Origin of the sequence: Synechococcus sp. A15-28 (assembly GCF_014280175.1) — a bacterium.
Classification (GTDB): domain Bacteria; phylum Cyanobacteriota; class Cyanobacteriia; order PCC-6307; family Cyanobiaceae; genus Parasynechococcus.
Genome location: NZ_CP047931.1, coordinates 1,185,003 through 1,198,827 on the forward strand (window position 1 = coordinate 1,185,003; position 13,825 = coordinate 1,198,827).

Annotated in this window: 13 protein-coding genes; 6 read left to right on the forward strand and 7 right to left on the reverse strand. The window is 60.0% G+C overall.

The genetic code is table 11. The features are described from left to right. Nucleotides 1-81 precede the first annotated feature (81 nt). Nucleotides 82-1,197, forward strand: a complete 1,116-nt coding sequence (aroB, locus tag SynA1528_RS06490) for a 3-dehydroquinate synthase (RefSeq protein ID WP_186586056.1) — start codon at nucleotides 82-84, stop codon at nucleotides 1,195-1,197. Here aroB and SynA1528_RS06495 read toward each other — a convergent pair. Next, entirely contained in the window at nucleotides 1,151-2,299 is a 1,149-nt protein-coding gene (locus tag SynA1528_RS06495) for a class I SAM-dependent methyltransferase (protein WP_286187752.1), read from the reverse strand. The genes aroB and SynA1528_RS06495 overlap by 47 nt on opposite strands. A 64-nt stretch (nucleotides 2,300-2,363) precedes the next feature. On the opposite strand from SynA1528_RS06495, the gene SynA1528_RS06500 reads away from it, so the two are divergent. Continuing rightward, complete coding sequence (locus tag SynA1528_RS06500) at nucleotides 2,364-3,170, forward strand: TPM domain-containing protein (protein ID WP_186586057.1); 807 nt, start codon at nucleotides 2,364-2,366, stop codon at nucleotides 3,168-3,170. Between the two features lie 10 nt (nucleotides 3,171-3,180). On the opposite strand, the gene SynA1528_RS06505 is transcribed toward SynA1528_RS06500, so the two are convergent. The 3 genes from SynA1528_RS06505 to SynA1528_RS06515 all read right to left on the reverse strand — a co-directional run bounded on the left by SynA1528_RS06505 (nucleotide 3,181) and on the right by SynA1528_RS06515 (nucleotide 6,064). Further along, complete coding sequence (locus tag SynA1528_RS06505) at nucleotides 3,181-3,909, reverse strand: glycoside hydrolase family 24 protein (protein WP_186586058.1); 729 nt, start codon at nucleotides 3,907-3,909, stop codon at nucleotides 3,181-3,183. 215 nt (nucleotides 3,910-4,124) lie between these two features. Then, entirely contained in the window at nucleotides 4,125-5,213 is a 1,089-nt protein-coding gene (locus SynA1528_RS06510) for a hypothetical protein (RefSeq protein WP_186586059.1), read from the reverse strand. After that, nucleotides 5,207-6,064 carry a TIGR04168 family protein gene (locus tag SynA1528_RS06515; RefSeq protein WP_186588324.1) on the reverse strand — a complete coding sequence of 286 codons (858 nt, stop codon included), beginning with the start codon at nucleotides 6,062-6,064 and terminating at the stop codon, nucleotides 5,207-5,209. The genes SynA1528_RS06510 and SynA1528_RS06515 overlap by 7 nt, the downstream gene beginning before the upstream one ends. A 44-nt stretch (nucleotides 6,065-6,108) precedes the next feature. Between SynA1528_RS06515 and nadA the strand changes: the two genes are divergently transcribed. Together nadA and SynA1528_RS06525 are read left to right on the forward strand one after the other, a co-directional pair. Further along, nucleotides 6,109-7,041 carry a quinolinate synthase NadA gene (gene nadA, locus SynA1528_RS06520; protein ID WP_186586060.1) on the forward strand — a complete coding sequence of 311 codons (933 nt, stop codon included), beginning with the start codon at nucleotides 6,109-6,111 and terminating at the stop codon, nucleotides 7,039-7,041. A gap of 165 nt (nucleotides 7,042-7,206) precedes the next feature. Beyond that, nucleotides 7,207-8,193, forward strand: a complete 987-nt coding sequence (locus tag SynA1528_RS06525) for a ligase-associated DNA damage response exonuclease (RefSeq protein ID WP_186586061.1) — start codon at nucleotides 7,207-7,209, stop codon at nucleotides 8,191-8,193. On the opposite strand, the gene SynA1528_RS06530 is transcribed toward SynA1528_RS06525, so the two are convergent. Further along, entirely contained in the window at nucleotides 8,190-8,450 is a 261-nt protein-coding gene (locus SynA1528_RS06530; protein WP_186586062.1) for a hypothetical protein, read from the reverse strand. The genes SynA1528_RS06525 and SynA1528_RS06530 overlap by 4 nt on opposite strands. Before the next feature lie 147 nt (nucleotides 8,451-8,597). On the opposite strand from SynA1528_RS06530, the gene SynA1528_RS06535 reads away from it, so the two are divergent. Beyond that, nucleotides 8,598-9,320: a GAF domain-containing protein gene (locus SynA1528_RS06535; protein WP_286187753.1), complete on the forward strand. Its 723-nt coding sequence runs from the start codon at nucleotides 8,598-8,600 to the stop codon at nucleotides 9,318-9,320. A gap of 150 nt (nucleotides 9,321-9,470) precedes the next feature. On the opposite strand, the gene SynA1528_RS06540 is transcribed toward SynA1528_RS06535, so the two are convergent. After that, nucleotides 9,471-10,223, reverse strand: a complete 753-nt coding sequence (locus SynA1528_RS06540) for a YdcF family protein (protein WP_186586063.1) — start codon at nucleotides 10,221-10,223, stop codon at nucleotides 9,471-9,473. A 49-nt stretch (nucleotides 10,224-10,272) separates the two neighbouring features. On the opposite strand from SynA1528_RS06540, the gene SynA1528_RS06545 reads away from it, so the two are divergent. Continuing rightward, nucleotides 10,273-11,934, forward strand: a complete 1,662-nt coding sequence (locus tag SynA1528_RS06545; RefSeq protein WP_186588326.1) for an ATP-dependent DNA ligase — start codon at nucleotides 10,273-10,275, stop codon at nucleotides 11,932-11,934. Between the two features lie 14 nt (nucleotides 11,935-11,948). On the opposite strand, the gene SynA1528_RS06550 is transcribed toward SynA1528_RS06545, so the two are convergent. Continuing rightward, nucleotides 11,949-13,778, reverse strand: a complete 1,830-nt coding sequence (locus tag SynA1528_RS06550) for an alpha-amylase family glycosyl hydrolase (RefSeq protein WP_186586064.1) — start codon at nucleotides 13,776-13,778, stop codon at nucleotides 11,949-11,951. Nucleotides 13,779-13,825 lie beyond the last annotated feature (47 nt).

The window sequence follows — 13,825 nt, forward strand, 5'->3', positions numbered from 1 at the left end:
CGTTCCAACCGACACTGGCCTGAGGTTACGGCGGGTTCACCGTCTCCGCCCGGCAGAGTGGTTGCATCGGCTGGACGCTCCATGGTCGCCTCACCAACTCTGCGTCGGATCTCCGTCGCTCTGGAACGCTACCCCTACGAGGTGGTGATCGGCGCCGGTGGGCTGAATCGCCTCGGGGACGAACTGCTGACAGCGGGCATTCAGCCCGGTCGCCGGATCCTTGTGGTCAGCAATCCTGACGTGGCCGGCCCCTACGGAGAGGCGTGTCTGCAGAGCCTGGCCCAGCAGGGCTTCCATGCCGACCTGCTGGTGATTGATGCGGGGGAAGACCGAAAAACGCCAGCCACGGTTGCCGCCATCCACGACGCTGCCTTCGAACGGCACCTGGAGCGCAGCTCGTTGATGCTGGCCCTGGGGGGAGGGGTTGTCGGAGACATGACCGGCTTCGCAGCAGCCACCTGGTTGCGTGGAATCCGGGTGATTCAGGTTCCCACCACTCTGCTGGCGATGGTCGATGCCGCCATCGGCGGCAAGACAGGGGTGAACCATCCCGGCGGCAAAAATCTGATCGGCGCCTTTCACCAGCCGAGTCTGGTGCTGATCGATCCTGAGACGCTCAACACCTTGCCCATCAGGGAGTTCCGGGCGGGCATGGCGGAGGTAATCAAATATGGAATTCTTGGCGATCCCGATCTTTTCCACTGCCTGGAGGAAGGGCCTGAACCCGATTCAGCTCCGGGCCTGGGCAGCGGCCGGCTTGAAATCATTCTGGAACGATCGGCAGCGGCCAAAGCACGGGTGGTTGCCGCAGATGAACGGGAAGGGGGCCTGCGCGCTGTCCTGAATTACGGCCACACCTTTGGCCACGTGGTGGAAACCCTCTGTGGATACGGCACCTGGCTGCACGGAGAAGCGGTGGCGATCGGGATGGTGGCCGTTGGCCAGCTGGCCTTGAACCGTGGCAGCTGGACCGAGAAGGACGCCGAGCGCCAGAAGCAATTGATCCAGCGCTGCGGTCTGCCGACCGCGTGGCCGGATCTCAACCCTGATGCGGTGCTGCGCACTCTTCAGGGGGATAAGAAGGTGAAGGACGGTCGGTTGCGATTCGTGCTGCCCACAGCCATTGGCCATGTGGAGATCCGCGATGACATCAACCGGGATGAGATCCTGCGTTGTCTGGAGCAGTTGCGAAGCTGAACCGTTCCGCTCGGGCTCCGCGGCTGAACAGGAGCCAGCGGAAGTCACCGAGGGCGGCAGGATCCACCAGCCGCAGCAGAGCCTCCCTCCGGCGCAGCGCCTGGGACAGGTCTGTGGCCGGTAATTGCTGCAGGGCGTGCAGATGATCGGCCAAACCGAGGGCAAGCAGCGCTTCGCCCTGTCTCCTCTGATCCCGTAACTGCCAATCGTGCTGCGCAGCAGCCGCCGTGAGGGTCTCAATGCAGAGATGGGCGGTGAGGTCCTGCTCCCCGGCATGGGCCAGGGGATCCAGTCCTGCCATTCCGTTGCGATAGGCCATGAGCGTCCCGTCCGCCCGACGGGCGGCGTAGTAGCGGGAGGCCTCGAGGGCGTAATCGATCACCAGCAGAGCCCCGTCGGACACTGCTGAGGCCAGCGAAGCAAACCAGCGCCGCAGACTGACGTGCCATTCGGTGGCCCAACCGTCATCGCTGCCAGGCGGGGGCAGATCAATCCCACTGCGCTTGAGGTCCTCTTCCAGCGGGCTGGGAAGCGAAAGTGACGTCCAGGCCAATTGATCTTGCTCCGCGAGCACCACCCCCTGAAGCTGGAGCTCACCCTGATGAACCACAAGTCGATCCACGGGGAAGGCATCGAGCAGTTCATGGGCGAGAACGACGCCTTGAACCGGTGAGGCCTGAAGCTCCTCGATTGAGCACCAGCGCACAGGACAACCGCCGAGCCCAGCAAGCCTTTGCCGCTGGCGTTGGCGAAGGGCGGGGCTGCGTTCGACGAGAACAAGCTCACAGCGTTCGATCAGATCGGGGGCCAGGTGCGCCAGCGCCGTTTGCAGTTCAGCCGCAAGATCACCCTCACCCGGACCGACCTCCACCAACGACAACCTGACTGACTGATCCGGCAGGGTGCGCAACAGATCGATCAGCTGTCGGGCCAGCAGAGTTGTGAAATCAGGGCCCAGCGATGGAGAGGTGGCGAAATCACCCTGGGGGCCGATTCGTACTCGGCCGGATCCGTAGTAACCGTGCTCCGGGTGATATAGGGCCCAGTCCATGAATTGGCGGAAGGGAACCGTGCCACCGGCCTGGTGGAGAAGCGTTGCCAACCAGGGAGGACAGACCGCAGCTGTCGGATTCATTGGAGAGAATGCCCGTCACTGCAGCAGGTCTATGGGAACACATCGCATCGCAGGGCTGTGGGCTGTGCTGCTGACAACCCTGATCACGCTGACGGGAGGGCTTCCGGCCCATGCCTACGACAATCCCGAGCTACTGCCTGACCACCCCACCCCGGTGATCGATCTGGCCAAGGCGTTCACCGATCCCCAACGCTCCACTCTGGAAAAGAGGCTGAATGACGTGGAGGAGGCCACCGGCTGGAAGCTGCGGGTTCTGACGCAATACGAACGCACCCCTGGCCGTGCCGTCAAGGAATTCTGGGGGCTGGACGAAAGCAGTCTGCTGCTGGTGGCGGACCCCCGTGGAGGCAACCTGCTGAATTTCAACGTGGGCGATGCCTTTTTTGCGTTGATGCCCCGCACTTATTGGGTCGAACTGCAGACACGATTCGGCAATCAGTACTACGTGAAGGAGCACGGTGAGGATGGCGCCATCGTTGATGCTCTGAATGCCGTCGCGGTGTGCCTGGAACGGGGCGGATGTCAGGTGGTGCCGGGGCTTCCCCTGGAGCAATGGCTGTGGACATTCACCACCTCAGCCGTGGGTGGACTGATTGCCGGATTTGCCGCTTATCCCCGCAAAGAAGGGGAAACCGTGGCCTGGTCCTGGTTGCTGCTGCTCTCCCCGCTGTGGGTGATGTTGTTCGGCGTGTTCGGCATCGCACCGGTGATCACCCGCACCTCAGACATCCTGCCGATCGTGAGGAATGGGGTCGGTTTCCTGGCGGGCGCCATTGTCGCTTATCTGATCGCTCAGGCGACGGTGGGGCGGCGGCTCAACCAGGAACCGGAAAGCTGAGGGGAGATCCTCAGAGCTGGGTCGCGCAGGCGATGCGGGACCCGGTGCAGATGGCTGGAGGCGGACTCAGCTCGAGAGCGAGCTGTTGACGCTTCAGGTCTCGGATCCGGCGAAGTTCCTGCAGATTCACGGTGTAGAAGGAACGCAGGCGCGAATACTTCTTGACGGGCTGACCATAGAAACTGCGACCGGCAAGGGTGGGGAATGAAGCCCATTCCGGAGCCAGCTTGGCGGTGAGCAGGGGCGTGAGTGTGCCTGCATCAGTGAGGCCGAGGGCTTTGCGGCGCTGAATCAGGAACAACGCGCCCTGGTCCTGCGCTTCAGGACCAAAGCCCCGAACACCGATGCTGCGCTTCACCAGATTCCAGGTGAACGGCATGAACTGATAAGCACCAGCAGCAGCGCTGGCGTAGCGCGATCGGTAGATCACGCGGTTGGGATGGCGATCGAGCGAAGGCATGAGCCCCCCGCCGAACATCACGCGATACCCCACATCGAGACCACCTTTCCAGGTGCCTTCGGCAAAACGGATGGTGTTGAGCATCGCCCGGCGTTCCGGGGTGATCACATAAGGAATGGCCCTGGACGGAGCGGTGCCGGGCTCACTCAGCAGCTGAGCACGGGAATTGGGAGGAAGAAGCGTCGCCGTGGACGGCGCTGGCGAGACAACAAGCGGAATGGATCCAGCGATGACGGCCGCGATAAGCGACTGACGACCGATCAGAGCGTGGATAACCATAAAAAGCATTCAGGGAACAGACACCAAAGAGGCCGAAGCGATCAGAAGCGGATGATTGCCTCCGGCGGGCGAAAAGAATACCTTTTCTTCCCTTCATGACTTTGTCGAAGACGAATGCAAGATCAATAGGTATATATGCCAGTCAACAAATCGGCCATTGCATCAGTGGCGTCAGCAAATGTCGCCGCTGAGTCATTTTTTTTATTTTTGCGTAATCAATTACACAAAGACTCACCGAGCTGGATCAGCTGCTCCGCCGCCTGCAACGCGCCATCAGCCGCCAGTGGCTCCGCCTCCGGCGGAACCAGGGGTCGGTCCAGTTGCCAATCACCAGAGGTGAGTTGATCGCGGCTCAGCAGTCGGTGATGTCCATGTCGGATCAATCCCTGCATCAAGGCACTGACCTCGGCGAAATCACGGCGCTCCACCACATGCAGGCCCAGCTCCAGGGACAGGGCCTCAGAGAAGGTGCTGAAGCCCGGCTTGCCGATGTGTCGCTCACAGAAGGGGAACGCATCCAGGGGACGAATTCCGTCAGGCAACAGCGTCAGGTTGGCGATACCGGCCAATCGCGCGGAGGTGTTCGGATCGGGCGGACAGGCCATCAGGAAGTGATGATCCGGCCAGTGGGCGAACAGCTGCGGATCCAGATCCAGGCCCATGCCGCCGAAACCCACCTGAATGATCAGTTGATCCAGGGCCTCGAGCGTCTGTTGAAGCACGATCGGCAACGGCCTCGGGCTGCTGCAGACCAGGTCAAGCCGTTGCTCAGGCAATCCCCAGTCCATCGCGAGGTCAAAAGGACAGCGCAGCAGCAGTTGCCCGCACCTGTAGGACTCCAGGGCACGCTCCGCCATCAGCTCGAAGGCGCCGCCGAAGGGGCGATAGATCTCGTCCCAGCCGAAATTGCTCATCCACACCAGAGGAGCATCAACGGCTTCAGCCAGCTGTGCTGCAGCGGGGGGAATGTCCCCCAGAATCAACACAGGCCGCCCCTGCTCCCGGATCCAGCTCGCCTCCGCTTGCACCTGCTGCGGCAATCGGGCATCCAGCTCAGCCAGGGCGATCAGCGTGGCGGACGGATCGGAACCGAGGGCATCGGCCTGAACCATCCCGACATCCCAGCGGCAGGGGCGTTGTTCGATGTGCTCATCCCCCAGCAGCAGCGACAAAAACCCAGGACTGACCTGCGAACTCATCACAAGGCGCCAGTCGGGACGAAGCCGGCGCAGCTGCTGGAGAACGGCGGCATCCCTGGCGGCATGGCCAAAGCCATGGCTGCTGCTGCAGACGTAAATCAGCACGCCAGGGGCTCCTGACGGGGCAGAAGCTCCTGGTGCATCAGTCGACCGTCGGGTTGATACCAGCGATGGCTGAGGTGGGTCAGGGCTGGCCCCTCAAATTCAGCCCATGAAAAATGCAACAACTGCTGATTCCCGGCGTCGCGACCGCTGCGGGGGACGCAGGCAGCATTGAGATAAACCGTGCCACGGCGGTCACGCACCAGGCTCTGACGCAGGCCGGAGCCTCGTTTGAGCTGGTGATGCATGTGGCCGAACACCACCAGATCGGGAATGCGATGGCGGGCGATGCGATCGAGAGCCAGGGCCAGATCCTGATCGCCCCAGTCCAGTGCCGGGCTTTTCCAGTCACGACCGCAGGGACTGGAGGGATCCGAACCGAGACCGGTGGGTCCGCAGTGGGCCATAACCACTAGGGGCTGGTCCGCGGGCACCGCAGCCGCCGCCTTGGTGATCCGCTGAACGGATTCCTCCAAAGACACCGGTCCGTACACGGCCTCGACAGCCTTGGAGAGTTGGAACCCCCCGCCGGAACTGCAGGGGCGTCCCCCCACGATCGAGAGCGGCACGGGGTCGAGACTCAGCCGTTGCCAGCCGCAGTGAGCGCCATCGAGCACAGCAAGTTGCTGCCGAAGCACCCCGCCGCTGCGATCCCGACCTCGGTCGTGGTTCCCCAGGATCACGGCCATGGGGTGAGGCAATGAACGGATGCGCCGAGTCAGCCGAAGATCGCCATCACTGAGATCACCGACGAACAGAACGGCATCGGGCTGAAGCTTGTCCAGCAGAAGCTCATCCTCTGCCCCCCAGGCGCCGTGCAGATCTCCTGCAATCGCAAGACGGAGATGCGTCAGAGCAGATGCCTAGGCTGAGGCCATCCTGCCCCGTCCAGACTCCGATGAGCGCTGACACCGCCCTCGTTGCGGCGATCAACCGACTCCGGCAGGAGCGCAATGCCGTGATCCTGGCCCACTACTACCAGGAGCCTGAAATCCAGGACATCGCTGACTTCATCGGTGATTCACTCGAGCTGTCCCGCAAGGCCGCCAGCACCGATGCCGATGTGATCGCCTTCTGCGGTGTTCATTTCATGGCGGAGACCGCCAAGATCCTGAGCCCACAGAAAACGGTTGTGCTGCCAGATCTCGATGCCGGCTGTTCCCTGGCCGAGGACTGTCCCGCCGAAGCCTTCGCCGCCTTTCGCGAACAGCACCCAGACCACGTGGTGGTGAGTTACATCAACTGCACCGCCGCCGTGAAGGCCCAGAGCGATCTGATCTGCACCAGCAGCAATGCCGTTGATCTGGTGCGTCAGCTGCCCGATGACCAGCCCGTGCTGTTTGCCCCGGATCAGAACCTCGGGCGCTGGGTGCAACGTCAGAGCGGGCGGGAGCTCACCCTCTGGCCGGGCCGCTGCATCGTCCACGAAACCTTCAGCGAGGAGGCGGTTCTTCAACTCAAGATTGAGCACCCTGAGGCCGAGGTGATTGCTCACCCGGAATGCCAGGAGAACCTTCTGGATCTGGCGGATTTCATCGGGTCCACCAGCAAGTTGCTGAACCACACCCAAACCAGCGCGGCTGACACCTTCATCGTGCTGACCGAGCCTGGGATCCTGCATCAGATGAAGCAGCGGGTGCCATCCAAAACCCTGATCGATGTTCCCGGGCTGGATGGCTGCAGCTGCAATGCCTGCCCGTACATGCGACTGAACACCCTGCAGAAGCTGCACGATTGCCTGGAGACCCTCGAGCCGGCGGTGGAACTCAACGAGGAGCTGCGCCAGCAGGCCCTCAGGCCGATCGAACGGATGCTGGAGATGAGTCGCTAACTCCGGCCAGCTCAGTCATCGTCGTATCCGTCGTCGTAGTGATCGTTGAACTGTTCCACCCCCGCCTCACGGAAAGTGCTGTGCCCAGGCTTCGCGGAAATCCTGGTCCTCGTCGGGTCGCATCGTCGTACCAGCGATCTCCTTGATCCTGTCAGCTGATCCTCAGTGATTGAACGCACGGATGAAGGGCTGTACTGCCAGGCCGCCGATGCCTGGGTCGATCCCTGGCGTCCGGTACCCCGAGCCCTGATCACCCATGCCCATGCCGACCACGCCCGTCCCGGATGCGGTGAGTACTGGGCTGTGGCCAGCAGTGAAGGCGTGCTCCGTCAACGCCTCGGCAAGGACATCACCCTGCACCCGGTTCAGTACGGCGAGGAGCACTGGCTGGGGCAATGCCGGGTGTCGTTCCACAGCGCCGGCCACGTGCTCGGATCAGCCCAGATCCGTCTGGAGGTGGATGGTGAAGTGTGGGTGGTGAGCGGGGACTACAAGCGGGATGCCGATCCCAGCTGCGAGCCCTTTGAACCGGTCCCCTGCGACGTGCTCATCACGGAGGCCACCTTCGGGCTGCCGATTTATCGCTGGCAGGCCGGGGCGGATGTCGCCGAAGACATCCGCGCCTGGTGGCAGGGGGACAGGCAGAGACCATCGCTGCTGTTCTGTTATGCCTTCGGCAAGGCGCAGCGGCTGATGGCGGAGCTCAACGCCATCGGCGTGAATGAGGAGGTGCTGCTGCACGGTGCTGTTGAAACCGTGACCCGTCACTACCGGGAAGCAGCTGTACCGATGACACCCAGCCGACCGGTCAGTGATCTTCCGAGATCAGACGACCTGGCCGGACGCCTGGTGCTGGCACCGCCCTCGGCCCATCGCTCCAGCTGGATGCGTCGCTTCCGTTCCCCGCAGACGGGCTTCGCTTCAGGCTGGATGGCCGTCCGGGGGGCCCGGCGGCGCCGAGGTTACGAGCGGGGGTTCGTGCTCAGTGATCACGCCGACTGGCCTGGACTGATTCAGACGGTGCGTCAGTCCGGAGCCAGGAAGGTTTACGTCACCCACGGCCAGAGCGACGTGCTGGCCCGTTATCTGCGCGAGATCGAGGGGATCGAAGCGGAGCCCCTCGAAACCCTGTTCGAAGGAGAGGTGGACTAAAACTTGGCGATGCCGTCGGGGAGCTCCGGCAGATTCAGGTTGGCCTGACGACCTTCGATCGCGGCCTTCAGCGATTCGATCATCATGGCGTTGCCGCTGTCCTTGATGGCCTCAAGTGCGGTCTCCAGTCGACGACGACGATCGGACGGGTCATCGGCCACTGCGGTGGAGGACGTGGAGGTGCTGCTCAGCGGAGCTGTAGTGGTGGCGCGTACGCGATCCAGCTGAGTGGCGAGGTTCTCCCAGAGCAGAGCCATGTCGAATGAGCGTGATGGAACGACTGCCCGTCAGAACAGCACAGGTTCGGCAATTCATGACAACAGTGCGCGACAAAGACTTACAAATGTTTTCTTAATATTCAAGTTTCTTTATGGCATCCCTGGTCCGAAGAGGGTTATCGCGGAATGAGTCAGTCCTGGGGGTCTGTGGTAGCTGCGCCCAAGCCCATCAACGAAGCTGAGCGGCTCCGCGCACTCAGCGAATACAGAATTCTTGGAACAAAGCCGGAAGAGAGTTTCGACAACATCACCAGCATGGCGGCCATGATCTGCCATGCCCCGATCGCCCTGATCTCCCTGGTCGATCAAAGTCGTCAGTGGTTCAAATCCCGCGTGGGATGTGATCAGCAGGAAACAGAACGCGACATCTCGTTCTGCGCACACACGATTCTGAGCCCAAAGCCATTAATTGTTGAAGATGCCTTATTGGATCAACGGTTCCAGGACAACCCGTTGGTAAAGGAGGATCCCCACATCCGTCTCTATGCCGGCTTTCCACTGAACACACCAAATCAACAGAGGATTGGAACACTCTGTGTGATTGATCGCATGCCCAAGTCTCTGACAAGTGTTCAGATTCACGTGATGCAACGACTGGCAAATCAAGTGGTCATTTTATTGGAATTGCGCCATAAATCCCTTGGTCTTCTGGAGGAGTTCTGCAAACTGCAAGACAACAAAGGCCTGATCTGCAGTTGCAGTTACTGCCGCAAAATCAGGGATGGCAACGGAAGCTGGCAGCCCTTCGAGGACTACATGATGCGGCACAGCACCCTGAACTTCAGCCATGGAATCTGCCAGGGCTGCATGAGCAAGCACTTTCCCGAGGTCAGCCGGGCAGGCTGTTGATCACGAGAACAACAGGAGCGAGGGCCACAGCGAGAAGGCCATAGGCGGTGATGGCACCTGCGAGGCGTTGGCGTGTCATGGGCTTGTCTCAACTGGACACACCTTCGTTGCGAATCAGCTGAAATCCATCCCCCATCCGGGGGATTGCGCTCACCAACTGCGATAAACCAGGCGTCCCATCAACTCCCGAAGTGCCCGGGAACTGTCATCCAGGCTGCGAGAACGGGGTAACCATTGCAGCGAGTCATTCCAGATGGATCCGGCCCAGGGGGCGCGGGCCTGGAAATCCACCGGATAGGGCTGCACCGTCAGTCCCTGACGTTCAAACAGCACCTGAGCACGACGCATGTGGAAGGCACTGGTGACCAGGAGAACTGTTGGCTGATCCTGGGGAAGCAGACGACGGATCGCTTCCGCTTCCTGAGCAGTGTTCGTCACACGATCCGTCAGCCCGATCGATGTCACCGGCACACCCAGGTCCACAGCCTCAGCCCGATAGAGCTCACCCTCCGGCGGCAGACCAGGATGAAATGGGTTCTGCCCACGGGTGAAGAGCAAGCGTGAGGCGCGCCCTGCCTGGAACAGAGCAACGCCAGCCAGGAAACGATCCGGATCGTGCCACTCGCTGATCCGATCGGAACCCGGAGCTGGATGGCGTCCACCACTCAGCACGACGATGGCATCAGCCCGCGGTGCCCTCGCCACGGAGCGCCGTTGCCAGGGATGTTCCACCCATCGCCACAGCAGCTGGGACACAACATCGGTGCTAAAAATCCACAGCAGCGCCATGGCCGCAGCCACCAGCCAGCGGCGACGAAGCACGACGGCACAAGCGAGCAGTCCCAGAGCCGCTCCCAGGGGAAGCACAAGAAGCGGCAGAAGCTTGGAGAGCAGATAGGCCACGGCAGCAGGTGGGGCTCACTGGTCAGGATGCCCCCAGATGCATGCCTCCATGAAGGCCTTCCAGGCCCTGTTCGATCAACTGGATCGGATGAATGGAACCAACGCCAAGGTCACGGCACTGGCGGACCACTTCCGCAGCACACCAGCGGAGGATTCCGCCTGGGCCCTTCACTTGATGCTCGGTAAACGGCGCAGGCGACTGATCACCGGCCGGCGGTTGAGAGACATCCTGCGGGATCGGGGTGGACTGCCGGAATGGCTGATCGCCGACTGCCATGGACAGGTTGGCGATTCCGCCGAAACGATCAGCCTGCTCTGGCCCGCCATCAGGGATCAAATTCAACCCCAATCAACGGATCTGCCCCCCATCAATGCAGAGCAACCGTTGCACTGGTGGATGGAAACCCTGCTGCCTGCCATCGGTGCTCTGAAGGACACCGAACAGGCCGATGCTGTGCTCAGCCTCTGGCATGCCCTGCCGGATGAACGCCATTTCATCGTCAACAAGTTGCTCACCGGGGGCTTCCGCGTCGGTGTGTCCACCGGCCTGATCAGCCGGGCTCTGGCCAGGGCCTTTGCCCTGGAGGACACCCTGGTGGTGCAGAGGTTGATGGGGGGATTCACGCCTTCAGCGGCCGCGTTTCTTGCCTTGTCTCGGCCGCAGGATCCCGAAGAACAGCAATCCAGCGGCGTCCCCTACCCCTTCTTTCTGGCCAGTCCACTGGAGCCCGAACGTGTGTTGGAGACACCCGCCAGCGCCTGGCGGGTTGAGTGGAAATGGGATGGCATCCGTGGTCAACTGATCCATCGCGGCACGGGCGTTTATCTCTGGAGCCGGGGTGAAGAGCTGGTGAACGACAGCTTTCCGGAGCTCGTGGATGTGGCGACTGCCCTGCCGCAGGGAACGGTGCTGGATGGGGAGGTGATCTGCTGGCGCGAAGGCGATGCAACACCCCTGGGATTTGATCAGTTGCAGCGGCGTCTCGGCCGCAAAACAGTGGGCAACACGCTGAAGCGTGAGTGTCCGATGCGGTTTGTCGCCTACGACCTGCTGGAGATTGGCGGCGCCGACATCCGGCAGCTGCCTCTGCATGAACGACAACAACAGCTCGACGATGTGCTGAGCCATGTCGACCATGGCGAGGCATGGCGTCTGCACCGCAGCCCCAGCTGGGGGCTGAACAGCTGGAGTGTGCTCGAGGAACAGCGCAACAACGCCCGTCAGCACAAGGCGGAGGGTCTGATGCTGAAGGCTGTTGACTCCCCTTACCTCAGCGGCCGAAAGCGTGGTCATTGGTGGAAACACAAGCTTGAGCCGATGACCCTCGATGCCGTGCTCCTCTACGCCCAGGCTGGTAGCGGACGACGGGCCAACCTCTTCACCGATTACACCTTCGGGCTCTGGAATGAAGAGGAACCACCCCAGCTGGTGACCTTCGCCAAGGCCTATTCAGGGTTGAATGATGAGGAGATTCTTGAACTGGATCGCTGGATTCGCCGCAATACCCTGCAACGGTTCGGACCGGCACGGTCCGTGAAAGCGGACCTGGTGTTTGAGATCGGATTTGAAGGAATTCATCCGTCCAAACGTCACAAATCCGGCATTGCCGTGCGTTTCCCCAGGATTCTGCGCTGGCGTCAAGACAAACCAGCCGAAGAGGCTGATTGCCTTGGCGCCGCGCAAACACTGCTCGAAAGCACGGCAACATGAATCCGGGTCAGGAATCAATTGGCATGATTCCAGAAACAGTCAACGGCAATCCGACCTTCCTGGGGAAGAACAGTCTTGCGATTGATCAGATATTCGACGATGGGCTCACTATTCTCCTGGAACACAATGAACTTGAAGTTCAGAACGGATGGTCCCGAACGATTGAACCCGACGGTTGCTGTCCAGGTGTTCTGATTGACGTATTCCATGCCATAGGCCTTGGCGTGATCCCAATGGCCCATCTTGTCACAATCACCAATAATGGCAATTGATTGACCGGGTTGTGTCTCAAATCCGTTGATCTGGAACACCACCACCAGGGGGGCCTCCACTGGAACTCCTGCGGCACTGATCACCATGGCCGAATTGCCATGTACGCGATATCCCTGCAGGCGACCGTTAGTGATGTTCACGGGAAAGCCTGTGATCAAACAGGTGTAGGAACCATCGGGCATCTGAATATTTTCAGCATCAACAACATGATCATCATCACTCTTGTTGACCATCACCATCACCGCGGAATCGCGAAAATTACGTGTGTAGAGGTAGAAATCGTCATTGATCCAAGCTGTATGGTGCGATCCGAGGGATAGAGCCTGGTTGCGATGACGCAGATCCAGCAAGGTCTGGACCAGCTTGAACGAGTGACTTGACATATCCCAGGACTCCATCATTGGACGGTTGTAGGGATCCTGACCACCATTGGTTCCATTGTTCAGGTATTGCTCTGTTCCATAGAACAGACAGGGAACACCACGGAGCGTGGTTAAAAGGACCAGGGCCAGATCCAGCTTGCGGGAATCCGGAACAATGGACAGGAACCGCGGCATGTCGTGGTTGTCAATGAACGTCACCAATTCATTGGCACGTTGATAGACACGGTCATAGTTCAGCACCCGTTCCACCTGATGGAAGCCGCCAGGCTCCTGGCCAGAAAAGCAAAAGCGGATGCCATCACAGAGACCGAAATCAAGAATGGACATGCCGATGTTGTTGGCGTAATCAACAGACCTTTGCTCCCAAGGCTTGCTGAAGCCATACTCACCAAACATGAACAGCCCTGGCTTGTGAGCCTTCATGGCTGTGGTGAATTCCTGCCAGAACCAGATCGGCATATGTTTGAGCGTGTCGACGCGCAAGGCATCGACACCGGCATCAAGCCACATCTGAATTGCCGACTTGATGTAATTGCGATAATGAATATTTTTTTCATTAAATGTTGCCAACCCCATCATCTCAAGATGGATCAGCTGATATTCATCTTCCCAATCAGTAATTTCACCTTCATGGTAGTAAAAACCATTGTGATCATGGTTGAAATCAGCCAGGGGCTGACCATCATCCAGCACGACACCCTTGCTTCCATTGATATCAGGCGAACTATGGTTGCAAACAATATCCAGCACAATCTTGATACCAGCCGCATGACAGGCATCCACAAGAGTCTTGAGGGTTGGAGACTGCGAAATGCTGGTTGACTCGCCGACCTTGACGAAGCGTGGATTGATCCGTTTGAAATCACGGGTCCAATATCCATGCATCGGTGCACGACTGAACTGCAGATTGCTGACCTGTTCAAACAGGGGAGACAACCAAAGCGCAGTTACACCAAGCTCCTTTAAATAATCAATCTTGTTAATAATTCCCTGCAGATTGCCACCCCAGTATTTCCCCCAGTCTTGCCTGGACTTGTCAAAAAGCCCCTTGGCCTCTTCTTTTTCCGAACCCTCCTGATCACCAGCAACATCGTGACCATCGTGAAAACGGTCAACAATCAGGAAATAAATCACTTCAGACCTGAAATCGACCGGGTCATCAAACATCTGATGCTTGAGATCGGCCAAGACAGCGGATGTGAGATCAGACAATGGAAGAAAGCCACTGCCGACAT